Annotated in this window: 27 protein-coding genes; 17 read left to right on the forward strand and 10 right to left on the reverse strand. The window is 64.8% G+C overall.

The genetic code is table 11. From position 1 onward, the window contains the following. Positions 1–35: 35 nt before the first annotated feature. Complete coding sequence (locus tag AB0C28_RS21580; protein WP_357845786.1) at positions 36–827, reverse strand: metalloregulator ArsR/SmtB family transcription factor; 792 nt, start codon at positions 825–827, stop codon at positions 36–38. 261 nt (positions 828–1,088) lie between these two features. Between AB0C28_RS21580 and AB0C28_RS21585 the strand changes: the two genes are divergently transcribed. Then, positions 1,089–1,652: a GNAT family N-acetyltransferase gene (locus AB0C28_RS21585; protein ID WP_358076673.1), complete on the forward strand. Its 564-nt coding sequence runs from the start codon at positions 1,089–1,091 to the stop codon at positions 1,650–1,652. A 110-nt stretch (positions 1,653–1,762) separates the two neighbouring features. On the opposite strand, the gene AB0C28_RS21590 is transcribed toward AB0C28_RS21585, so the two are convergent. Next, complete coding sequence (locus AB0C28_RS21590; protein ID WP_357845791.1) at positions 1,763–2,227, reverse strand: GNAT family N-acetyltransferase; 465 nt, start codon at positions 2,225–2,227, stop codon at positions 1,763–1,765. A gap of 71 nt (positions 2,228–2,298) precedes the next feature. Continuing rightward, positions 2,299–2,979, reverse strand: coding sequence for a methyltransferase domain-containing protein (locus AB0C28_RS21595; RefSeq protein ID WP_358076676.1), 681 nt, complete (start codon positions 2,977–2,979; stop codon positions 2,299–2,301). Between the two features lie 161 nt (positions 2,980–3,140). On the opposite strand from AB0C28_RS21595, the gene AB0C28_RS21600 reads away from it, so the two are divergent. Then, positions 3,141–3,926 carry a hypothetical protein gene (locus AB0C28_RS21600; protein WP_358076679.1) on the forward strand — a complete coding sequence of 262 codons (786 nt, stop codon included), beginning with the start codon at positions 3,141–3,143 and terminating at the stop codon, positions 3,924–3,926. 263 nt (positions 3,927–4,189) lie between these two features. On the opposite strand, the gene AB0C28_RS21605 is transcribed toward AB0C28_RS21600, so the two are convergent. Further along, a complete protein-coding gene (locus AB0C28_RS21605) occupies positions 4,190–4,675 on the reverse strand; it encodes a hypothetical protein (RefSeq protein ID WP_358076682.1) in 486 nt (161 codons plus the stop codon). A 162-nt stretch (positions 4,676–4,837) separates the two neighbouring features. Beyond that, on the reverse strand, positions 4,838–5,227 hold the full coding sequence (locus AB0C28_RS21610) for a DUF5655 domain-containing protein (protein WP_358076685.1): 390 nt from the start codon (positions 5,225–5,227) through the stop codon (positions 4,838–4,840). A gap of 287 nt (positions 5,228–5,514) precedes the next feature. Between AB0C28_RS21610 and AB0C28_RS21615 the strand changes: the two genes are divergently transcribed. From AB0C28_RS21615 to AB0C28_RS21630, 4 genes are all read left to right on the forward strand, one after another. After that, entirely contained in the window at positions 5,515–5,952 is a 438-nt protein-coding gene (locus tag AB0C28_RS21615) for a MarR family transcriptional regulator (RefSeq protein ID WP_357845806.1), read from the forward strand. Next, the gene (locus AB0C28_RS21620; RefSeq protein WP_358076689.1) at positions 5,949–6,791 is read left to right on the forward strand and encodes an alpha/beta hydrolase; all 843 of its coding nucleotides are present in this window, start codon (positions 5,949–5,951) and stop codon (positions 6,789–6,791) included. Before AB0C28_RS21615 ends, AB0C28_RS21620 begins: the two co-directional genes overlap by 4 nt. Before the next feature lie 164 nt (positions 6,792–6,955). Continuing rightward, positions 6,956–7,789 (forward strand): IS5 family transposase, encoded by an 834-nt coding sequence (locus AB0C28_RS21625; RefSeq protein WP_358076692.1) that lies wholly within the window; start codon positions 6,956–6,958, stop codon positions 7,787–7,789. After that, entirely contained in the window at positions 7,786–8,229 is a 444-nt protein-coding gene (locus AB0C28_RS21630; protein ID WP_358076695.1) for a hypothetical protein, read from the forward strand. The genes AB0C28_RS21625 and AB0C28_RS21630 overlap by 4 nt, the downstream gene beginning before the upstream one ends. 136 nt (positions 8,230–8,365) lie before the next feature. On the opposite strand, the gene AB0C28_RS21635 is transcribed toward AB0C28_RS21630, so the two are convergent. Continuing rightward, positions 8,366–8,668, reverse strand: a complete 303-nt coding sequence (locus AB0C28_RS21635) for a hypothetical protein (protein WP_357845812.1) — start codon at positions 8,666–8,668, stop codon at positions 8,366–8,368. 548 nt (positions 8,669–9,216) lie between these two features. Between AB0C28_RS21635 and AB0C28_RS21640 the strand changes: the two genes are divergently transcribed. Then, positions 9,217–10,437, forward strand: a complete 1,221-nt coding sequence (locus AB0C28_RS21640) for an IS256 family transposase (RefSeq protein WP_358077378.1) — start codon at positions 9,217–9,219, stop codon at positions 10,435–10,437. Positions 10,438–11,298: 861 nt separating this feature from the next. Here the strand turns inward: AB0C28_RS21640 and AB0C28_RS21645 are convergent. Continuing rightward, entirely contained in the window at positions 11,299–11,895 is a 597-nt protein-coding gene (locus AB0C28_RS21645; protein WP_358076698.1) for a hypothetical protein, read from the reverse strand. Between the two features lie 1,019 nt (positions 11,896–12,914). Between AB0C28_RS21645 and AB0C28_RS21650 the strand changes: the two genes are divergently transcribed. Next, positions 12,915–13,577, forward strand: coding sequence for a DUF4365 domain-containing protein (locus tag AB0C28_RS21650; protein WP_358076701.1), 663 nt, complete (start codon positions 12,915–12,917; stop codon positions 13,575–13,577). 179 nt (positions 13,578–13,756) lie between these two features. On the opposite strand, the gene AB0C28_RS21655 is transcribed toward AB0C28_RS21650, so the two are convergent. From AB0C28_RS21655 to AB0C28_RS21665, 3 genes are read right to left on the reverse strand one after another with little or no spacing between them, the layout of a single operon-like run. After that, a complete protein-coding gene (locus tag AB0C28_RS21655) occupies positions 13,757–14,752 on the reverse strand; it encodes a hypothetical protein (protein WP_358076704.1) in 996 nt (331 codons plus the stop codon). Continuing rightward, complete coding sequence (locus AB0C28_RS21660; protein ID WP_358076707.1) at positions 14,742–15,584, reverse strand: inositol monophosphatase; 843 nt, start codon at positions 15,582–15,584, stop codon at positions 14,742–14,744. The genes AB0C28_RS21655 and AB0C28_RS21660 overlap by 11 nt, the downstream gene beginning before the upstream one ends. Next, the gene (locus AB0C28_RS21665) at positions 15,581–16,450 is read right to left on the reverse strand and encodes a DUF5919 domain-containing protein (RefSeq protein ID WP_358076710.1); all 870 of its coding nucleotides are present in this window, start codon (positions 16,448–16,450) and stop codon (positions 15,581–15,583) included. The genes AB0C28_RS21660 and AB0C28_RS21665 overlap by 4 nt, the downstream gene beginning before the upstream one ends. A 154-nt stretch (positions 16,451–16,604) precedes the next feature. Between AB0C28_RS21665 and AB0C28_RS21670 the strand changes: the two genes are divergently transcribed. The 9 genes from AB0C28_RS21670 (at position 16,605) to AB0C28_RS21710 (ending at position 22,423) form a co-directional block, all read left to right on the forward strand. After that, entirely contained in the window at positions 16,605–16,769 is a 165-nt protein-coding gene (locus tag AB0C28_RS21670) for a hypothetical protein (RefSeq protein ID WP_358076714.1), read from the forward strand. Between the two features lie 101 nt (positions 16,770–16,870). Next, a complete protein-coding gene (locus AB0C28_RS21675) occupies positions 16,871–17,056 on the forward strand; it encodes a hypothetical protein (protein WP_358076717.1) in 186 nt (61 codons plus the stop codon). 185 nt (positions 17,057–17,241) lie between these two features. Then, a complete protein-coding gene (locus tag AB0C28_RS21680; RefSeq protein WP_358076720.1) occupies positions 17,242–17,973 on the forward strand; it encodes a GntR family transcriptional regulator in 732 nt (243 codons plus the stop codon). A gap of 256 nt (positions 17,974–18,229) precedes the next feature. Continuing rightward, positions 18,230–18,643, forward strand: a complete 414-nt coding sequence (locus tag AB0C28_RS21685) for a plasmid replication, integration and excision activator (RefSeq protein WP_358076723.1) — start codon at positions 18,230–18,232, stop codon at positions 18,641–18,643. Beyond that, positions 18,643–18,918: a hypothetical protein gene (locus AB0C28_RS21690; protein WP_358076725.1), complete on the forward strand. Its 276-nt coding sequence runs from the start codon at positions 18,643–18,645 to the stop codon at positions 18,916–18,918. Before AB0C28_RS21685 ends, AB0C28_RS21690 begins: the two co-directional genes overlap by 1 nt. Next, positions 18,915–19,217: a hypothetical protein gene (locus tag AB0C28_RS21695; RefSeq protein ID WP_358076728.1), complete on the forward strand. Its 303-nt coding sequence runs from the start codon at positions 18,915–18,917 to the stop codon at positions 19,215–19,217. The genes AB0C28_RS21690 and AB0C28_RS21695 overlap by 4 nt, the downstream gene beginning before the upstream one ends. Before the next feature lie 88 nt (positions 19,218–19,305). Then, positions 19,306–20,715, forward strand: coding sequence for an FtsK/SpoIIIE domain-containing protein (locus AB0C28_RS21700; protein ID WP_358076731.1), 1,410 nt, complete (start codon positions 19,306–19,308; stop codon positions 20,713–20,715). Continuing rightward, positions 20,712–20,864, forward strand: coding sequence for a hypothetical protein (locus tag AB0C28_RS21705; protein WP_358076734.1), 153 nt, complete (start codon positions 20,712–20,714; stop codon positions 20,862–20,864). Before AB0C28_RS21700 ends, AB0C28_RS21705 begins: the two co-directional genes overlap by 4 nt. Positions 20,865–20,893: 29 nt before the next feature. Continuing rightward, complete coding sequence (locus tag AB0C28_RS21710; RefSeq protein ID WP_358077381.1) at positions 20,894–22,423, forward strand: replication initiator; 1,530 nt, start codon at positions 20,894–20,896, stop codon at positions 22,421–22,423. Positions 22,424–22,431 lie beyond the last annotated feature (8 nt).

Raw genomic sequence — 22,431 nt, forward strand, 5'->3', positions numbered from 1 at the left:
GTCGCGGCAACGTCCATCCACGGCGATCGTCGAGGTCACGAATCGTCCGGCAGCGGCTCCCCGGTCTCCAGCAGCGACTTCAGGCTCGCCACCACGTTCGGCCAGCCATGGCTTACCATCTCGGCCAGCATCGACCCGGGCTCGAAGCCGTCGTGCACGACGGTGAGCTTCACGACCTGCCCGGACTCCTCGATCGTGAAGGTGACCTTCGAGCGGGGCTCGCCGGACAACCGGGCGAGCATCTCGTCGTCCCACTCGAAGCGCTTGGCGAGCTCCGGGGTGATGGCGTGCCAGGTGTAGGAGAGCCGGCTGTACGGTTCTGCCTCCAGGACGACCTGCTCCGGGTCGCTGATCAGCACGCCGTGGTTGTCCCAGGTCATCGGCGAGCCGGGGGCCCAGTCCGTGGTGAACTCCGTGGCCCAGTAGCGACGGGTGAAGGCGGGCTCGGTCAGCGCCTGCCAGAGCTTCTGCGGGGTGGTGTGGATGTAGGTGGTGTAGACGAAGGTCGGCGCGTCCATCGGGGCGTCCTCCAGAGCGAGTTTCAGGTCGGCCAGGGCTTCGACCCTGGCCCGGTCGTAGCGGCTGATCCACCGGTGGGCGATCTCATGCACGGGCGCGGCGTTGAGGTAGTGCAGCTTCTCCCGGCCCCGCCGTACGGTGGTGACGAGCCCGGCCTCCTCCAGCACCGCGAGGTGCTTGCTGACGGACTGCCTGGCCATGTCGAGTCCGGCGCACAGCTCGCGCAGCGTCTGCCCGTTGCGGGCGTTGAGCGAGTCGAGCAGCGCGCGCCTGCTCGGATCAGCCAGCGCTTTGAACACCTCGTCCATGCCCGCCCTCGTACCCGTGTCGCCGCTTGTCGATATGCAGCCGTTTGGCTGCCTTTCCATTTAGGCAGCCAAACGGCTGCCTGTCAAGGCGCACTCACCGTATCGAGCCCGTCCCGACCCCTTCAACCAGCCACACCCGCCCTCCACAGCCCGCCGACAACGGCCGCGCGCCCAGAAGGCAGGTCGAACAGGCACCCAATTCGGACATCGCGCGATCGACTAGGCTGACGCGACCGCAGACGAAGGGAAGACACCCAGCCGATGACCGCACTCTCCCTGCCCATCACCACCGAACGGCTCACACTCCGTCGGTTCAGGCTGGACGACCTCGATGACCTGTACGCGTACCAGAGCCTGCCCGAGGTGGCCCGCTACCTCTACCGTCCGCCGCTCACCCGCGAGCAGTGCGCGGAGAGCCTGACCCGGCGCGCGGCCGACCAGGCGTGGACCGAGGACGGCGATGACCTGGTGATCGCGGTCTGCCGCACCGGCGAGGCGACGGTGATCGGCGAAGTGGTGCTGAAGCTGGCGAGCACGCGGGCGCGCCAGACCGAGATCGGCTGGATCTTCAACCCCGCGTACGGCGGCCGGGGCTACGCGACCGAGGCGGCGCTCGCGACCGCCTCGGTCGCCTTCGCCGAGCTGAGCACCCACCGGCTCTTCGCCCGCCTCGACGCGCTCAACACCGGGTCCGCGAACGTGTGCGAACGCCTCGGCATGCGCTGCGAGGCCCGCCTCGTCGAAAGCCATCTCGACGGCGACCGCTGGGGCACCGAATGCGTGTACGCGACCCTCGCCCACGAGTGGAAGTCCAACCAGCCCTAGCCAGCGGCAGTCGCAGGACCCTCAACAACCACCGGCCCCTCTACGCTTCGAGTTCGCACTCGTCCAGCCGAACGTACGGTCAGCCGGCAACCAGCCCCTCGACGGCCGCGTCATGGATGAGAGCTGCCGGACCCCATTTCCGCCGGCCGATCACCGGCCGAGGCGGGGTGCCGGTGACGCACCATGAACACGTCCACCTCATCCTCGGTCTCGACCGTGAACCCGTGCCGCGCGTACAGCCGGCGGGCCGGACTGCCCTGCAGCACGTTCAGCCGAACCACGGCGCCCTCGCGATCACACCGTTCCAGCAGCCCGCCCAGAACGGCAGTCCCGACGCCCCTGCCCTGCACCTCCGGCCCCAGATAGAAGTGCTCCAGCCAGTAGGCGTCCTCCGCCGACCGCAATGCCACGCACCCGGCCAGAGCGCCATCCACCTCGATCATCCAGGTGTGCGCCGGCGCGAACCCGTCCCGCAGCCGCTGCCGCACCCGCTGTTCGTCATATCGCCCGAGCCGCTCAAGATCCGGCCGCAACACCACGGCCCGCAACTCGGCCACCGCCTCGACATCTGCCACCGAAGCCGGTCGAAGCACCCAATCCGCCACGAACGTCATGTTATCGCCCCCGATCAGTGCCGACCCGACGATCAGGGACGCCGCAATCTCACGGCAAGAAAGGACGGGGTTCGGCGGAGCTTGTCATACCTGGCTTCGTCGACCTCCCGCAAGGCGGGCGCGGGCCGCGGCTCGACCAGTTGCTCCAGCACGAACCCGGCGCCCAGGAGCTCACTCATAAAGCTCTCCAACGGCGTGCGCTGGTAGTGAATCGAATGCTCGCCACCGGCGAGAACCAGGTCACTCCAGTCGCGACTGAAGTACGACTCTCCGAAATGACGCCAGTCGGCTGTGGGGTGGCTGGTTGATACCAGGAGCCATCCACCCGGTCGCAGAACACGGCGCAGTTCGCCCAGCAACTGCTCCCGATTCCTGATGTGGTGGAACACAGGGGCGCAGACCGCACCGTCGAACGACGCGTCATCGGCATAGCGGATCCAGAACGGCGCATTGGCAACGAGGACGATCACGACACCGATAGCGACGTACCACGGCACGAGCGCACTGCGGAGCGAACCGACCGGCGCCTTCGCTTTGTGGTCGGCCGACGTGATCCGAATGGTCCAATAGAGAAACAAGGCGAATCCGATGGGGATCCCGAACTTGAACGTCTCGGGCCCGTACCAGGAGGGATGGCTGGCCCATATCAACAGGAGGAAGACCGCGACCGAGAAGACGATCAGAAACGGTAATCCAGGCGACTTGTTGATCACGGCGCCACATTGGCGGTACCCGAAGGCACCCACTCGTCGCCGACGACGACACCACCACCACCGAGATCGAGCCTCCTAGGGTGCACCACCGACACCTGACCCACCCCACACCCTCAACCCGCAGGCGTCCGCCGCCCCCTCCACTCGGCACCCGATCTACCATGATCCACGTGGCCTCATGGACAAGCCGCTATCGGTCAGGCGAGCACGTCGCCGTGTGGAATGAAATAAGCGCCCATGGGGCCGCCGGCGTGCCCGAGAACCTTCGGGAGGATGCCGAAAAGGTGGCATTCGAGACCATGCACCGAGTTGCGACCAACCTCGATGTGCTGGTCGATCGCCTTTCGTCCGCGAACTACGCCTTCGCCTCTCCCGACACCGCCCGGCAGTCCCCCACGACAACCGATCTCGAAGCAATCGCCAAGGCCGAAACGATCATCGGCCCCCTCCCCCTGTCCGTGCGCGCCTGTCTGACGATCGTCGGCTCCGTCGACTTGTGCGGCGACGGCGGCTCACTGCTGCCGCACGTTCGTTACCACACGCCTCTCCACGAGTCCTGCGATGTCGGCCCCGACCCTTTGGTTCTCCACTCTGGCCAAATGCTCTGGGACCAGCTCAGCTCAGTGGTGGGAGACCTCGACCTGGGATGTGCGTGTACGGATCCAGGGGAAGAGGAACCGTGCGCCTTTCACGCCAGCGGCTTCAACTTCAGCATCGCACCGGACAGAGCAGCCAAAGAGAACTTCAGCGGGGGCGACCAGTACGTCAATCTCCCGGCCGCGCACCCCGACCCGCAACTCGAATGCGAATGGGCGCCCATTTCGCTGCTTGGCTACCTGCGCCTGTCGCTCGCATGGGGCGGATTCCCTGGCTACAGCATCCGCCCGGCAGACGTACCTCCACCGCCCTTCCTCACAAAGCCCAGCAGCCCACTACTGGAGTTCTAAGTGAGCCGCGTCCCTCGTGTTGTCGCACTGGTTGCGATCGCGGCCGCAGTCGTCGCCACCGCGTTGCACGAGACGGTGGCCTTCGTACTGCACCTGATGCGCCTGCCGCGAGGCCGTGGCCGCCACGCCGCAGAAGCGACTCCTGCACCTCAGCCCGCGCGACTCCTGCACGAAACCGACCCCCAGGCGACACCCTCGCATGGAAAGGACCGCACGGGCGCGACCGCGGAACCGTCGCTTTGATACCAACGATGGCACGGCGATCAGGCTCTCGACCTCAGCCTCAGCCGTTTCCCCAACGAAGGCTTGCTGACACGAGCGACTGTCCCGTGCGGCGCCTCGCCGGTCATGGCGTACTTGAAGAACGCCTCAAGGTTATGCTCGCTCCCGTTGTGGATCCGCTTGGCGACTTTATTGTGCGGATAGCCGCGAAGTTCGTCGGGGCTCTCCACCGCAGCGGCCTTCTCCTCCGTGCAGTAAACCCATTTCCAGTCGCCGTTCCGAACGATCATCTCGCCCAGATAAGCCCCCGCACCCATGATCACGCCGTGAATGACCTCGGGAGGTGGCTTCGACGCGACGAACTCGGCACAGTAATTGTCAAGATGGTGAATGAACGCGGGGTCCCAGTCGAAGGAGTATCCGTCTTCGCGTGTGTGCTCCACGAAGAGTTCAGCCAGGCTCCGCATATGTTCGGCAGTCTCAGCGTCACTGGGCGGCGGTTCCTGCTGCGACTTCCTGGCCACCATCAACTCCTACGTCTCGATCTTGCCCATCAGCGCAACTTCTCATGAGACAGCCTGGGAACGGAGACTCCGTCCGCGCACCCACCCGACTCAGGCGAGCCTCCTCCACCATCGCGGCATACTCAGGACCAGAGAACGACCAGGACCTCACACCTCGTGTCGGGCCTAACCTTCTCGCGGCGTTCCCAGGTGTCCGCCTTGACCCACTTCGTACGCCTCGCGAAGCCAGCCAGCGAATTCCTCATCAAGCTCGGCGAGATCAGCGATTCGGAAAGCATGAACGAACAGCCGCTTCGTGTACGGAGACACACTGGTGATGCGAGCATCGTCACTGATCGTGCGCTGGATGTCGAAGTACCCTCGAAGCCCTCGCGCGTCTGGCTTTACTCCGGCGAATCCGCGACGCGTCCCTTTGACGGTGATCATGCCCTTGGACACCGCGTACGTAAACGGTCCGCACGCCTCAACCAGCCTGATGAACTCGTGGTACAGGGCTACCGATGCGTCGGGCTTGTCTTGTAAGTGATCGTCGATCGTCCATGCCTTCTGATCCATGAACCGAGAAAGTAGCAGGCGGTAGCGACAGTCTTCGGGCTGCGAACTCGCACGTTCTCCCCCTTCCTGATCACCCCGTCATCGTCGACCCATCCGAATGGAGAAGCCGACCCTGATCTGCTCGGCCCGCCCCGGGTCGATAGTGGCGAGGCGATCAAGCTCCTGCACCACCCCCAAGTTGGCCGTGCGTGCCGATGTCGGCAGCCTGCGACTCACGGTCACCACCTGAGAGAGAACCGACCCAAGCACTAACTTGCCTTCCTAAGTTAGGATGCTAAATTGCAAGTGTGGAACGAAAGCTGAGCTTCAACCTGCACGTGCTCACTGCCCTCCTGGACCGGGCGGCTGATCGCATCCTGCGGGCGGAGCACAACATCTCGTACAGCCGCTTTCTGGCGCTGACCCTCGTGGGAGAACTGGGCGCCTCGACGCAACGAGCCCTTGCCGACTCCCTCGGTGTGACCGAACCGTCGGTGAGCCGCATGACCGCCATCCTCGCCACCGAGGGACTTCTCGAGGTCCAGCCCGACCCGGCCGGAGGGCACCGCCGGCAGTTGAGCCTCACGGACAAAGGAAAGCAACTGGTGGCGTCGGTCCAGCAGGGCTTCGAAGAGCGGATGGCCGCACTCGTCGCACACAGCGGTGTGCCGTACGCCGAGTACGCCGAGCACACCGCGCGACTGCTGGCCACCTTCGACCGCGCAGAACGGGAGAGAACCGAATGAATCAGAGCATTCAAACTCCGCCGGCCCACCAGAACACCGTCTCTTCAGCTGACGGCACACCGATCGGCTACCAGACGATGGGCACCGGACCGGACCTCATTGTGCTCGGCGGCGCCCTGCGCACCTCGGAGGACTACCTGCCGCTGGCCTCCGCACTGGCCCGGTCCTTTACGGTGCACCTCGTCGAGCGGCGCGGGCGTGGGGCCAGCGGCCCTCAAGGACCCCAGTACGACTTAGGGAAGGAAGTAGAAGATCTTCTTGCGGTCCAGGCGAAGACCGGAGCCCGGTTGGCGTTCGGTCACAGCTACGGCGGCCTCGTCATCCTCGAGACCGCACGGTCGTCCCAGGTGTTCGATCGCATCGTCGTCTACGAGCCCGGAGTGCCCGTCGTTCCCGTCCCCACCGGCTGGATGTCCCCTTACCGGGAACGGCTGGCCGCAGGCGACCCCTATGGCGCGTTCGTTCACTTCATCCGGGGGTCCGGTGGGACACCGGCCTTCATGACCAAGCTCCCGTACTGGTATCTGCGTTTTGCGTTGCGCATCGGCTTTCGCGGGCCAGGCTGGCAGCGGATGCGGCCCCTCTTGCAGGCCAATGTGGCCGAGCACGAGCAGATTGCGGCTCAGCAGGGCAGGCTCGCCGAATTCGCGGCCGTCAACGCTTCGGTGCTGCTCCTTTGCGGGAGCCGTACCGCGCGCGCCGGCAGAGCCGAGTTCGAGGCTCTTCGCGACACCCTCGCCAACGCCACGCTCGAAACCCTGAACGGCCTCAACCATTTCGGCCCGCATGGAAAAACGGCGCCGGTTGTGGCCGAGCGGGCCATGACCTTCCTTCTTTGAGCTGTTTCAACCAGGCGATCGTCCCAGCTCTGAGAGAACGCCTGCGCCTTTGCGTGAAGCTCAGAGTGCAGTTAGCAAGCGTATGCCTGTGATGTCGCAGTGTGATCGTAGGGATTTGTAGCGTCACCGCCGGTTGGCGGGCCCTGTCGTGCTGTGATGGGTGAGTGACTGAGCGCAAGCCATACCCGAGCGACTTATCCGACGCGCAGTGGGCATTGATCGAGCCGGTGCTCACGGCGTGGAAGGCCGCGCACCCGTCCGTCAGCGGTCACGAGGGCAACTACGAGTTACGCGAGATCGTCAACGCCATCCGCTACCAGGGGCGGACCGGCGTGCAATGGGACTACCTCCCGCATGACCTGCCGCCCAAGAGCGCGACGTACTACTACTTCTCCAAGTGGCGCGACGACGGCACCGACAAGACCATTCACGACCTGCTGCGCTGGCATCTGCGCGAGAAGAAGAGGCGATTAGCCGACCCGAGCCTGGTCGTGCTGGACACCCAGAGCGTCCGCGTCGCGGCCGGGGTCCCCGCCTCCACCACCGGAAAAGACGCCGCCAAGCGCGTGCCGGGCCGCAAACGCGGTCTGGCGGTGGACGTGCTGGGCCTGGTCATCGCCGTGGTCATGCTGGCCGCCTCAGCGCATGAGAACGCCGCCGGGATCGCGCTGCTGGACCGGGTCGCCGCCACCACCGAGGGCACGGTGACCAAGGCGCTGGTCGACCAGGGGTTCAAACAGGCCGTCGTCGCGCATGGCGCGGGCCTGGGCATCGATGTGGAGATCGTCGAGCGTAACCCTGCCGGCAAGGGGTTCGTTCCCCAGCCCAGGAGGTGGGTCGTCGAGCAGACGTACGGCATCTTGATGTTCCACCGCCGTCTGGTCCGCGACTACGAGCACCTGCCGGCCAGTTCCGAATCACGGGTGTATTGGGCGATGACCGATGTCATGTCCCGCCGCCTGACCCGCGGCCCGGCCCCACCTGAGCGGTGGACATGACCAGGCCCGACGGGCGCCCGCCCGACCCCGGCACCTGGCTCCTGGATCGGATCGACGCCCGCGAGCACATCCTGACCGGCCAGATCGAGCAGACCCAGGCGGAAATCGACACTCTGACCGCACGTCTGAGCGAACTCAGCGAGCAGGTCGAGCACCTGCGGATCAGCCGCAAGACCCTCATCTCGCTCGCCGAGGAGGACCCCACTCCCGCCGAGTCGTCCGCGCCGCCGATAGTCTCCAATCATCCCGCCTACCAGCAGATTCTCGCCATCTTCGGCGAGGTCGGCGGTTCCCTGCGCGCCCGCGAGCTGGCCATGGCCCTGGACCTGCCCCTGACGCGCAACGACATTCAGAACCTCCGCGCCAAGCTCAAACGCCTGACCGGTCGCGGCATCCTTGTCGAAACCGAGCCGGGATTGTTCACTCAGCCACGCCCATAGCTCGACCGGTAAGCCTCCGATCAGCCGGCCTATCGCAACGCCAACGACGAAAGGGACATCAGCTCGCGGAACGCACTCTCAGAGCCGAAGCGTTCCATCAAGGGCGGCGCGATGCGCAGGAACGGGTTCAACAAGATCAGGATTGCAGCCAGCGTCCATCGCGATATTCGATCGGAATCGCATCGTCCCCTGGGTCGATCCCAAGCGCCTCCAGCTCTTCGAACCACCGGTTCCGCTGGGATTCCGGCAGCCGTGTCCCGCACCAGGGACAAAAGGAGATGCCGATGAAGGAATTGCCACCGTCGTGGACGAGTAAGCCGTACTCAACGAACCGCTCATCGAACTTGACCAGCGCATCTGGGCAGTCGGACACATCCGGATGCCGATCGCACTCCCAAGTGACCTGACGAGCCATCAACTCACAGCAGTGCTCGTGCACCGGACACCTCTCTCCTCCTATTGGCACGCAGAGATCAACAACCCTAGGTAACTTCAGGTGGCGAATCCATCGGCCCGCCTGAGCGTTCAGGGTGAGAGCTGGTGACGGAAATCGAACCCGCGCTGTCGGCTTGGGAGCTCTTTCAAGATCGTAGCCACCGCCCAGGGGAAACGCCGACCTGGGCATACGCCGGTCGAGCGACTGTACGGTCACCACTTGCCTTGTCCTCGCCCGCGCTGACGACCTGGGTGTCATCACCTCTGCCGCCGCTCTCGTCGAGGTAGTCCACCCTCACGTCAACCGGCAGGCCTGAAGTGGACGCTATCCCGCCTCGTCAGCGTGCCGATCACTGAACCAATCGCTCGCCGGAGCAATGCTTGAGACCTGTGGATCACCGGGAAAGGGGTGTACCTTCCCGGTGATCATGTGATTCCACCAAGCATGACCGACGCGCCAACGTCGGCCGGAAAGGCACACCCGTGCTCACCGTAGTCCCTGATCCCTCCAGCGGCGACCACGCCGCCGCCACCCCGGCCCCGACGCCGGCGCTGATCGACGAGCTGGTGCGCGAGGGCGCCCGCCGCATGCTCGCCGAAGCGCTCAAGGCCGAGGTCGACGCCTACATCGCCGCCTTCGCCGACGAACGCGACGAGGCCGGCCACCGCCTGGTCGTCCGCAACGGCCACCACCAGCCCCGCACCGTGCTGACCAGCGGCGGCGCGATCGAGGTGCAGGCCCCGCGCGTCAACGACAAGCGCATCGACGAGGCCACGGGGCAACGCCGGCGCTTCTCCTCTGCCATCCTGCCACCGTGGTGCCGCAAGAGTCCGGCCATCACCGAGGTGCTGCCGCTGCTCTACCTGCACGGCCTGTCCACCGGCGACTTCGTGCCGGCCCTCGGTCAGTTCCTCGGCTCCGGCGCCGGGCTGTCGGCGCCGGTCATCACCAAACTCACCGAGCAGTGGAAGGCCGAGCAACGCGCCTTCGCCGGACGCGACCTGGCAGGTGTCGACTACGTCTATGTGTGGGCCGATGGCATCCACGTCAACATCCGACTGGAGGAGCACAAGCTCTGCCTGCTGGTGCTGATCGGGGTGCGCGCCGACGGCCGCAAGGAACTCATCGCGCTGACCGACGGCTACCGTGAGTCGGCCGAATCCTGGGCCGACCTGCTGCGCGGTTGCGCCCGGCGCGGCATGCGCGCCCCCGTGCTCGCGGCCGGCGACGGCGCGCTCGGCTTCTGGTCCGCGCTGGCCGAGGTCTTCCCGCAGACCAGAGCCCAGCGCTGCTGGTTCCACAAGATCGCCAACGTGCTGTCGGCGCTCCCGAAGTCCGCCCACCCAGGAGCGAAGAAGGCCCTCGCGCAGATCTGGAACGCCGAGAGCAAGGATCACGCGCTGGCCGCGGTCGCCGCCTTCGAGGCCGCCTACGGCGCCAAGTTTCCCAAGGCCGTCGCCAAGGTCACCGACGACGCCGAGGAACTGCTGGCCTTCTACGACTACCCGGCCGAGCACTGGCGCCATCTGCGCACCACCAACCCGATCGAATCGACGTTCGCCACCGTCCGGCACCGCACCAAGGTCACCAAGGGCCCCGGCTCCCGCGCTGCCGGCCTGGCCATGGCCTTCAAGCTCATCGAGTCCGCTCAGCGGCGCTGGCGCGCGGTCAACGGCGCCCACCTGGTCGCCCTGGTCCGCGCCGGCGCCACCTTCATCGGCGGCAAACTCGTCGAACGCCCGACAGAATCACCCGTCCCCACAGCCGCCTAGGAACTCACGATCCACAGGTCTTGACTATTGCTCGCCTCCCTCCGGCCGGAGGCGCAGGCGACGACCGCTGCCAAGGACACGACGCCTGTTTCCCGAGCTGAAACGCGTTCCACAGGGTCAGGCATGCGCTTGGGACTTGCTCCGATAGTCGTGCGAACGGCCATGCTGTGTGATCCGTCGTCGAGATCGACAGTCGGCCCAGGGTCGTTGGGGTGGCAATCTTGTGGCGACCCGGCGGGGAAGGCCCGAAAGGGGCAATCCGAGCGTCAGCGAGGCTTGTTCGGAACGGGCATCAGCCAGCTCATCGTGTAACCAGGCAACGGGCAGCGAAGCGAGCAGGCCGGGATTTGAAGGGGGCGGAGCTCCCTGGGAGGCACGGTCTGAAACACCAAGGCGCGAAGCGCCCCATGTGGAAGGTCATGCAGTGAGGCTCGGAAGCGATTGGAGCAGGTGACTGGATCGAACCCGTGCCGTCAGCTTGGGAACCCTTTCGAAATCATGGCCTCTGAACAGGGGAAACGCTGACGTGGACATATACCGGTCGAGTGACCGTGAGTCCCCGCGACTCCCCGCTGGTCGCTCCCCGAGCGGGCACGCAGCGGGCACGTACTTGCCAGTGCCCGCGTGAGCCACCGATACTCGTGGTGATCCGCTGGCAAGCCCGCCCTCGTACCTGCTTGGTGAGCCGTATGGCAGCGCGTCGGGGCACTGGCGCGACGAAGGTGTCTTGGAAGTCAGCGGATCTTCAACATGCGAATTAAAAGGGCCCAAGCACTCCGCACGGCGATCATCCCGGAGACGGAGTGCCCCGCCGGAAGCGTGGGCTTGGCGTTGACCAGCGCTGGAGTCGAGCACCGCGGTTCAGACCTCGTTCCAGTTGTCAAGGATGTAGACGGGTGCCTCTTCCACGTCCAGCCATTCGGCTTCGATACCCATGCCAGTGGACGACTCGATGAAGGCGAACGCTGCGCTGCGTTTGCCGCGGTAATCCTCCGTGTCTAGGCCCTTGAGCATGGAACGGAACTCGGCCAGGACACTCAAATCACCTTCTTGGCAGGTGTGCTCGGCGAAGATGAAGTTCCGCATCCGTGCCCGGATCTTGCCGTCGGCTGCGTGGAGCATCGTGTATCCCCCGTTGAAGTGCCAGGTCGTCATCCACACGCGTGACTCCTTGCTGAGTTCGGTGAGGATGTGATCGGGTGTCGCGAAGCCGTAGGAGAACTCGAGGAAACCCCAGGCTCCTTCACCTTCGTAGACGAAGAGCACAGGCAAGTCCTCTTCACCGGCCTCCTCTCCGGGATACGCCATGGTGCGTTTCTCGGGATCACGGCCTCCGTTCAGCCACCGCAGGAGATCGTCCACCGTGATCTCTTCATCGAGGGGTTGCACCACGGTCCAACAGAGGGCGTCCTCAAACCACTGCTGCCGGCTGAACAGACTGCGGTAGTGATCAATCACGTGGTGATTGTCGCGGAAGCTGCGGGGTGGGACACCCCTTCGACTTTCTCCATAGAGCTGCAGAGAGGAACGCTGCGTGGACCGGCGATCGTCCCAAGCGCGTGTGGTGCTTACGCCGTGACGAGATGCATCTGTGCGGCGGCGCGACAATCCCGGTCGGAGAGTTCGGTCCGTGCGGCGCGGCTGAACTGGCGGAGCGCACTGGGCTGAAGTAGCCGGCATTGGCACGCTTCGAGGCAGGCGGACCATGTCGACCATTCCCATGCTGGAACGCCTGGCGGAGGCGTGCTGTGTGATCCGTCGTCGAGATCGACAGCCGGCCCAGGGGAGGAGGGGCGGCAATCTTGCAACGACCCGGTGGCTAGACCCGGAAGGGACAATCCGTGCGTCAGCGAGGCTTGTTCGGGGCGAGCATCAGCCAGCCCACCGCGTAACCAGGCAATGGGCGGGCCCGAAGGCGAGCGAAGCGAGCGGGGTTTTCAGGGGGTCGAAGGGGGCGGAGCCCCCTGGGAGGCGCGGTCTGGAACACCAGGGCGCGGAGCGCTCCACGTGGAAGGCCATGCAGTGAGGCCCCGGAAGCGGTTGGAGCGGGTGACGGGAATCGAACCCGCGCTGTCAGCTTGGGAATTGCAGGGATCTTGCCTCGTAGGGACGCTGACCTGCGACTGAGGCCGGTCGTGAGTGACCGTGGTTGCCCCCTCGTCACCGCCCTTAATGGCACGCTAATGGCACGACGATCAGCCCGCGACCTGGTGTTTCCCGCGCGACGCGCACACGCCGCCCGCCTGATCATCCCGTCTGCCGTCGACCCGCCCGAAGGGGAAGCGGGCCAGGGCCACGGGTACCAGATGGAGCGCCCCACCGGACGAACGATCTGGTACCCGTGGCCCTGGTCTGCTCGGCTTGTCCCGGGTCGATGGCGGGCGGGATGATCAGGCTTCCACCTCAGCGATCTACGGTCTCCAGAGCCTTATGGCCATCATCCCGGAGCCGGAGCGTCCCCGCCGGAGGCAGCTTCAATGCATGATGGCAAGGTGTACCGACCTCCAGGACATCGGGTGTCACGCCAGGGCGTCACCTACTGTCAGCGCGTGTTCGACGACACCTTCGGCTGGCTGTTCCGAGAACTGCCCGAAGCTACCGATTACGGTGTAGACGCGCAGGTAGAGATCGTCATTGACGACACTGTTGGCAACTTGGTCACCGGCAAGTTACTCGGACTCCAAATTAAGTCAGGCAGGAAGACCTATTTCAGGGAGCCTTGCGACCGTGGCTGGTTGCTTCGACCTAAAGAGAAGCATGTGCGCTACTGGTCCTCCTACGCTATGCCGGTCCTACTGGTGATCTACGACGAGATCGACCAGCGGGGTTTCTGGCAGCTAGTCAACGGAATATGCCCCGCACTTGCAAACGCAGCGACAGGAGGGTGGAAGGTATGGGTGCCAGAGACTCACGATCTAGAGGCTCCTGGCAGCATGCTTGCTCTGCGGCAAATCGTGGGTGGCGGCGGCCACTACACATACGAGCTTCCGGACACCTCACCGTGGAACACGAGAAGAGTTTCAGGAGTTACGGTCTCGTTTGGTCCTACCGAGCCGCTGTGGCGCCAGCCGTCGTTTTGGGAATGGCAAGACTACGTTGAGTTGGCCAGGCCCGAGGTCGAGCCGCCTAACGCTGAGTAGCGGCCCGCGCGCGTCGCGCGCGAGAACGGCCCCCAGGCCGCACGCGCAGCGTGCGGGCGTGCGCGGGACGCGTGGCGGCGCGCAGCGCCGCCCTTGATACCTACAAGAGCAATTCGGCAGTGTCCGTCCTCCACGCGCACTGACCGCGTTAGGCGTCCCTGCGGGCAAAGCCTTGTTACTCATATAGAGAGCCGAAAATCTTCTATTTTCTGACGTAAAAGCGATGTCGGATCACCTCCTGACTGCTTACTCGCAATCATCTGCCGGAGATCCTCGTCTATAAGCACAAGGACCATTTTGTGATGATAGAGCCACTGCTCGCGCTGAGTTAAGCGGGCCGCACGGTCGGCACCACTCCTGGTAACTATCAATCCAAACAGGCCGGCGCCGTGCTGACTCAGATAGTTGGCGAGTTGCAGCACCTGCGTTTTCCCAACTAGCTTGGCGTAGTTCTTGGCATCCACGACAATATAATCTGCGCGATAATGACTGCGGAGAAAGTGAAAGAAATCATCGTTACAATAGTTCGGTAGGATCATGTCTCGACGGTTTATTTTAGAAGCCGTCGCATGTTCCGTAAGTGGTGCCTCAAGCGGTGGACAGAACAGGTAGGCGAGTATTTGAGCACACAAGGATTGGTACTCAACCCAGTGTGACTTCCCGGCGGGAGTCCTGTTAAGCTTGTTCAAGAGCTGCGTACCGAGCTCCTGCTCCCGCGGACGGTGGTAGCGGCCTTCTGGATCAAGAAACCGAGCAGCCTCGTCTTCTAGGCCATGATTACGTGCCTGTTCTTCGATCCATTCGCGCGAGAGCACGTCAATGCCCTCTTGCTGGAAACGGTCATGCCTTACAGGGGTGAGCGGATCAGGTATAGCTAGGGCCATCCGGGGAGATGGCCGGTCCGGATAAGCTTTCAGGTAAGCCGAACGATAGTGCTTGAGTTGCTCCACAGCCTCCCTGAGGCGTCGGTCCGTTTGTGGTGTCTCCCGCTTGGCTTCAATGAGGATAGCTCGTGAACCGCTTGGGGTGGACTCTTCGATCAGGAAATCAACCATGGCCCCACGGGTTAAGCGTGCCTCATGGATCACCTCACCCGTGAAAACCCTTCTGAAGAGGTCCAATAGAAAGAGTTGAAACTCTATCTCTCTGGGCCTACCGGGCTGTTCAGCGCTCATACGAGTCACCCTTTTCCACTGCATATTCATTTGCGGTTGGCAAGTGTGCTTCGTTGATCAACTCCACGATGTCACCTACGAGCTTAGGGGCGGCAACGATCGTTGCCGAAGAGGCCATCGTGTGCGGACTGCCGTCCCTATCTACAACCACAGCTCCAGCTTCGCGCGCGACGACAACGCCTGCCGCCGTATCCCATGGATTGTTACTGAGCATAATGACGGCGTCGATCCGGCCATCAGCCACCCAGGCGAGATCGATCGCGGCTGAGCCGAACATTCGGATGCGCTGGACGCGAGCGGCGAGTTCTTTGGTCAGGGCGAGCCGAGGCCGGTTGCGCTCGTCGGCGTTCTCACCCACGGCGTAGTCGCCAATAGCCACGATCGCGGTCTGCAACTCTCGGGCATCGCTCACACAGACTCCAGATCCGTTGACGACTGCGCCGGCCCCTTCCGCGGCCAAGTAGCGGAGGTTGAGGAACGGTAGGTCGATCACGCCGAGTGTGGGTGTGTCCTTGTCGATCAGGCCGAGTGAGACACCGCAGAGCGGGATGCCGTGCAGGAAGTTGGCTGTTCCGTCCACGGGATCCAGCGCCCACATCAGGCCGTCGCCCCGATGGCTGACGCCTTCCTCCTCACCCAGGAATCCGATCTCGGGCGACTCACGGGACAGAAACTCCCGTACGGCCTGTTCTACTGCGTAGTCCACCTCCGTCGCCATGTCCCTATCTCCCTTGGCCGTGATGACGCCGGGAGCTTTGGTGCGGATGATCTCGCTGGCGATCGACACGGCGCGCTCAGCGATGGGGAGGAGAGTCCGGGCGTCGATGGTCATACAGGTTTGCTCCGCTCCCACATATCTCTGAGCACCTGGTCGAAGATGGGGAACAGCCCCTCTGCTGCGGTGTTGTCCGTGATCACAAACGTAGGCGAATCGACTCCGCGTGCCGCCGGTAGGTACGGCTGGACCACGCACAACGCCCGGTCCACGATGATCAGGTTGAAGCGGATCGTGTCGTCGTAAACGTGGAGTTCGAGGCGCTGGGCCGACGTGGTGTCGAGCCGATCGCGCAGTCTCGTCAGCATGCTGATGTTGAGCGCTGTGAGGGTCGTCAGGGTGCTGTCGGTGTAGCCCTCTTCTGCTTCGCGGGCGCGGATCGCCTGGCCCTTCGGGTCGAGGAAGAGGCAGCAGATGCGCGTGCCGGAGTCGAGCAGGCGCTTGAGCTGATGGTCGGGGTAGCCCTGGCAGAGGATGTTGAGCGACAGGCCCGCTGCGTTGATCTCCTTCGCGTCATCGAACAGCGACGAGGCTGGATAAGCGGAAGAGAAGGCCGAACGGCTACTGAAGACGGCGGTCACGTCAGCCAACGCCGGGGCGGTGACTGCGACATCGGGGCCGGCGCTCCTGGCTGGGTCTGGCTCTGTTCTCTGAGCGGGGATCTCGACGGCAGCCGTGGCGAACAGCTCGTGCGCCGTCCTGCCAGGAAACATCGCCTCCAAGACACGGCAGTGGCCCGAGTACGGCAAGCCCTTGAGTTCGCCGTTCAGCCATCGGTGGAGCTGTGCCCGGCTCGGCCAGCCGCCCTGCAATGACGGGTCCACCTTCTTGGCCGCTTTGTCGTACTCCTTGCAGAACGTGCTGTACGTCTGCCAATGGCGTTGCGTCAGGAGGGTCTTCAACAGGATCGGCTGATCAGTCATGATCCGCGCCTCGGGCTGGGGTGCCATATGAGGCCAGATTAGCGACAGAGACGGGCTCGGACGAGACAAAGAGGAGACGAAAAGAAACGAGTCGATCACAGACGGTATCCAGGAGCGATCGAGACGTGACATGTCCTCGGGCAATCCTCGTTGCATGACTGCGCCATGTAGCTCCTGCTCAGGACGGGGCTGGAAGTACGTCAGCCTTCGCCAGAGCGTTGTGGCGGCTGAGTATCCGGCCGAGGCCGCCATCGACGAGCGCCACCAGGACGACTGCTGGCGGTGCAACGGGACCGGACAGGCGGGTGCGCTGCTGTGAACATCTACGTTGGCTGCCTCGCTCCTCATGTCGCCCCACCTCGGACGGACTGTATGCGCTTGGTATGGCGGGAGGCCGCACTGGAGCAGGACTCCCTACGCGTGATCGCGTACACCTGCGACTGCGAGGACGTGGTCTACGAGCTGTGTCGTGAGGCCGGTCTCTTCTACATCCTCCGGACCGAACGCCGTGACGGCGTCGTGCAGCAGGTTCACGAGACCTATCGCTGGCACTACAAGGAAGCGTGTGAAGTCTGGGTCGCCCTTCTCGACGGCGGGGCTCAATAGGCGGGCACGACGGAAGGCGAGTTCAGGGGTGCTGAACCGTCGTGTCTTGGAGCTGGTGGAGGGGCTTGCCGTAGCGCAGTCGGACAGTCCCTCCACCAGTCCGTACGCTTCCTACGGCAGAGGGGGCGACAGGCTGTCCAACTCCAACTAGGCTTAACGACAAGTCGAGTTGTTGGATGGTCGTCATGTCCTCTGAAGAGTTCGCGCCACCGAAGTACGCCCAGATCGTGCAGACGATCAGGCAGAAGATCGCGGACGGGACCTATCCTCCTGGCTCTCTGCTGCCCTCTGAGACGCAGCTTGTTCGAGACTTCAAGGTGAGCCGTCCAACGGTCGTCCGCGCCCTCCAGGTTCTCCAGCTCCGCGGCGTCATCGAGCGGGAGCATGGCAAGGGCTCCTTCGTGAAGGCGGCCCCACCGGGCGCGTCCAGCCAGAATCCCCGTCCGGGACGGGCCGTCCTGGATCGCGTGGAAGCCGACGAGAACAGCACGGTCATCGACGCCGGACCCGTGGCGGCCTCTGCGGCAGTCGCCAAACTGCTGGACGTGCCGGAGGGATCCACGGTCGTACGGCGCCGTGTTCTCTTCCGCGCTAACGAGCGTCCGACAGACCTGTTCACCGTGTGGTGTCCGGCGCATCAGGCTGAGGGAACGCAGCTCGGCGAGGCGGAGCCTCTCCACGCCGGCATCAGAGAACATCTTCGAGAGAGCAAGAGTCTCAAGCTGCAACACGTCGTCGAACGGCTGAGCGCTCGGCACCCCTCGGCGGACGAAGCCAAGCTCATGGAGATGCGCAAGAGCGCGCCGGTTCTCGGAGTGCTGGCCAGCGTGTTCAACGGCGGCGGACGGCCCGTGCTTGTTGTAGATCTAGTGCTGCCGGGCGATCTTCACGAGTTGGAAGACTCCTACTCGCTCTGATTCAGAGCCTGCCCCACAGCTCCCCCATTTCGCAACACTCGGCCTAAGCCGGGATATTCTCGCATTACTGCTTTCCTTGCTATGTCAGGAATTGATCCGGTTCGCCATGTGGCTTATGTGTGCATTTCTTCTAGCGTTATAAAGATCTTGAAGAAATCCCGCTAACTCGTGTTGTCAAGTCCCTGAGCTGCGGGTACCTTCATGACAACTCGACAAGACGAGTTAGCGACAAGACGACAAGCTAGGAGCAAGCCTCATGGCACTGCAAGGTCCCATCCCCGTCACGTTCGACATGGTCTTCCCGCACGGCTGCTACATCGTGGGCGAGGTCGAGCCCGTCAAGGACTTCGACGCCTCGACCAACGGGCGCTTCGTCCAGACCCGCGACAAGCAGAGTGGAGAGCTCGTCTGGCAGGTCAGCGTCATGGACGCCGACCCCACGCTCAAGGCGGCTCAGAAGACCGTGTCCGTCAAGATCCTCAGCCCGGTGCAGCCGGTACCTCCGGCTCCGATGGCCGGGCTGCCGTTCACGCCGGTCGAGTTCGACCACATGACCGCAACGCCCTACGTCAACCAGGCCGGACGGCTGGCGTACTCGATCAAGGTTCGCGAGATGCGCGCTCCTCGTCCGACCGGTAAGGCGCAGGCCGCTGCTAAGGACGCGGCGTGATGAGGCGGCAGAAGCCTCGTCCGGGCAGCACGATCGCGCTCAAGGTCGGCCAGGGCGCTGACGTGCGAAATCACCCGTATCCGCAGCGCTCACCGGTCCTGGGGCTCGTCTTCGGCGGTACGCAGGTGCTCGTCACCACGTCGGCCACCGATCACGTCACCTCCGACGACGTCGAGTTCGCTCGGACCCTGGCGCGAGAGGCCGCCATGTTCGCCGGAGCGGTGGAGCGCATGTTCCACGGCCTGCCGAACGGCCTTGGGGTGACGGGTCGATGACGCTCAGCCCGTACACCTACGTCACCGTCTCCATGGGTCCCGATCAGCGGTCGCGGTTCACTGTCGCCTTCTGCTCGGCGGAGCTGCGGGCGCGCGCCTGGCTCGGGGAGAACGACAAGCCCTGCTTCGACCTCGACACCTCGGACGCCTCGGTGACCGTCTCGACCTCGGGGCCGGTGACCGACGACGACCTGACCGTTGCTCGCGAGATCTTCAACGCCGCCGCTCGGTACCTCGCCGACTGCGAGCGACTGCACTCCGACCAGTCACACAAGGCCACCGACGGCGAGGCGGCCTGATGCTCAGCGGGGCCGCAGGAAGCGGCAACTTCCGGCGGCCCCTCGGTCTTCCGCACACACGCGACATGCATGGAAGGACTTCACCCTAATGTTCAAGAGGATGCCCGGCGACGAGCCGCACCGCATCGTCTCGACCACGCCCGACACGGCGGTGGTCTTCAAACCGGCCGTGGTGCAGACCCCGGCCATCATCACTCTGGTCATCTTCATCGCCCGGTTCGTGGCCGGCCTTTTCCGGCTGACCTGGCGGCACCCCATCGCTCTGGCGGCGATCGCGGTTCCCGCCGGTCTCTGCCTGGTGTACGGCTGGCGCGCTGCGCTGCTGCTCGTCGTTCCTGCTCTCGTCGCCCTGGGCACCTGGGCGGTCCTCGACCGGCCGACATTCATGCGATGGATCGGCTGGCGACTGCACGCTTTCGCGCGCTGGTTCTGGATCTACCGGCGGCACTGGCAACCGGTCATGACCGTCGCCGGGCTTGCTCGGCACATACGCGGACGGGAGTACGTTCCGCGGCTGGTCAAGGTGACCTCGAACTCCTGGGCCGACCGGCTCACCGTCCGCATGCTCGACGGCCAGGCGGTCAAGGACTGGTCCGACAGGATCGAGAACCTGTCCCACGGCTTCGGGTCGGAGAGTTGCCGGGTGGCGGTGGCCAAGGCCGGTCAGCTCGTGCTGACCTTTCCACGGCACGATCCGCTTGCCACGCCGATAGCCGCGCTTCCCATCCCGGACACACCGACGGTCGGACCGGTCGAGATCGGCAGGCGAGAGGACAGCTCGCCGTGGCTCCTCCGGCTGCATGGGACTCATGTCCTCGTCGCCGGGGCCACAGAGGCAGGCAAGGGCTCCATCATCTGGTCGGCGATTCGTGGGCTCATACCCGCGATGCACGCGGGCCTGGTCGAGATCTGGGCGCTCGACCCGAAGCTGATGGAGCTGTCGTACGGCAAGGCTCTCTTCGGCGGACGGTACGCGGCCGATCCCGCCGACTGCGCTGACCTGCTCGACGAGGCGGTGAGCGTCATGCAGAAGCGTGCGGCTCGCTTCGCCGGGGTTCAGCGGTCCCACACACCTACTCTCGACGACCCCTTCGTCCTGGTCGTGGTCGACGAGGTGGCGTTCCTTACCGCCTACCAGTCCGACAGGCAGCTCAGGCAGCGCATCTCCGCTGCTCTGGCCACGCTGACCACTCAGGGACGCGCGGTCGGCGTGGGCGTCCTGGCGGCCCTCCAGGACCCTCGCAAGGAGGTCATGAACATCCGCAACCTCTTCCCGGACAAGATCGCCCTGCGGCTCGACGAGTCGGAGCAGGTGGACATGGTGCTCGGTGACGGCGCAGGAGATCGCGGCGCGCTGGCCGACCGTATCTCTCCTCGTCCGGAACGTGGCGCTGGCGTCGGATACGTGCGGCTGGAGGCCAGTCCCGATCCGATTCGCGTCCGCGCCGCGTACGTCTCCGACGACGACATCCGCGCGATGGCCGGTGAGGTCCGATGACGCTGGCTCACTTCCTCGACGGCCTTCGCTGCGCTTCGTGCGCCGTGCTGAACGCCCTGTGGCTCGACCCGATGCGTGGCCTGGTCGAGTGCTCCGAGTGCGGACAGACCGCGCTCACGTTCCCCGAGATCGGAGAGGAGGTCCGTTGACCGACCGCAAGACTCCGCGCGCTGTCCGCATGGCTCAACCGCTCGCCCGCGACGTGGCCGAGGAGATCGCCAAGCTTCACGGCGTCTGCATCCGGCCCGTCGCGCTCAGGCGGCTCGACATGACGACCGGCAAGTCCGAGGTCGTCGATGTCCCGTGCGGCTCACCGCTGGAGAGCAAGTGTCATCCGTGCGCCAAGCGCAACCGGCAGCTCCGGATGGCGCAGTGCCGGGAGGGATGGCACCTCGATGAGGAGCCGATCATCACGCCCGACGAGGCGACCGATGGGCAACGCCGGCTCGTCGAGTTCCGGGCCGACATGCAGGCCAAGCGCGACGCGGAGGAGAAGGCTGGCGGCGACACCTCCGACTTGGACGCCGTGCTCACCGGGCTCGACATCGAGATCAACGAGGCCGGCATGCGCGGGTACGTGCTGGGCCGTACGGGATCCAAGCGGGTCCGCTCAACCAAGCGCCGCCAGGACGCGCCCGACCTGCCCAAGCGGAAGATGGCCAGCACAACCCTCGGCCGGACCTTCGAGGCGGCGGACGGCAGGACCTACCGGCCCTCCCTGTTCGTCACCCTCACCCTGCCGAGCTACGGCAAGGTCATGAACGGCGCTCCCGTCGATCCGGACACGTACGACTACGTCCGGGCGGCTCGTGACGCGCTGCACTTCTCCAAGCTCGTGGACCGGTTCGTACAGAACCTTCGCCGCGTCGCTGGTTACGACGTGCAGTACTTCGCCACGGTGGAGCCTCAGAAGCGGCTCGCTCCGCACCTGCACATGGCCGTCCGGGGCACCCTGCCGCGTGCCGAGATGAAGCAGATCGCGGCGGCCACCTATCACCAGGTCTGGTGGCCTCAGGCGGATGAAGCCCGCTTCGAGGGTGACCGACTGCCCATCTGGAACGACGGCTACGTGGACCCCGACACGGGCGAAGTCCTGCCCACCTGGGACGAAGCTCTCGACCAACTCGGCGACGAGCCCATGCACGTGATCCGCTTCGGCGATCAGGTGGACGTGAAAGGTGTGCTCGCCGGGTCGCCGGACGCCGACCAGTGCATCCGGTACCTGTCCAAGTACCTGACGAAGAGCCTCGGCGAGAACTTGGACGGTCAGGCCCAGCGTGATCACGCGGCCCGCTTCATGGATGCCCTGCGCTACGAGCCGTGCTCGCCGACCTGCCCGAACTGGCTGCGGTACGGCGTGCAGCCCAAGATTGCCAAGCCGGGGATGGTTCCCGGTTGCTGCCGGTCCAAGGCACACAAGCCTGAACACCTCGGCTACGCCGGTCGCCGGGTCCTCGTCTCCCGCAAGTGGAGCAACAAGACCCTCGCCGAACACAAGCAGGACCGCCGTACGTGGGTCCTGGAAGCACTCGGCCAGGCCGACGAGCCCACCGACCCGCACCGCTACGTCTGGCAGCCGGTCAGGCCGGGCGATCCCGATGTCTCGCCGATCGGCGTCCGGCTCCTTCGATCCATCGCCGAACGCCAGCGATGGCGCGCTCACCTGAGACGGCTTGAAGAACTTTCGGCAACTCCGCAGGCAGCCTGAGAGGAGGA

The sequence above is a fragment of the Nonomuraea sp. NPDC048892 genome (assembly GCF_040649735.1).
Taxonomy (GTDB): domain Bacteria; phylum Actinomycetota; class Actinomycetes; order Streptosporangiales; family Streptosporangiaceae; genus Nonomuraea; species Nonomuraea maheshkhaliensis.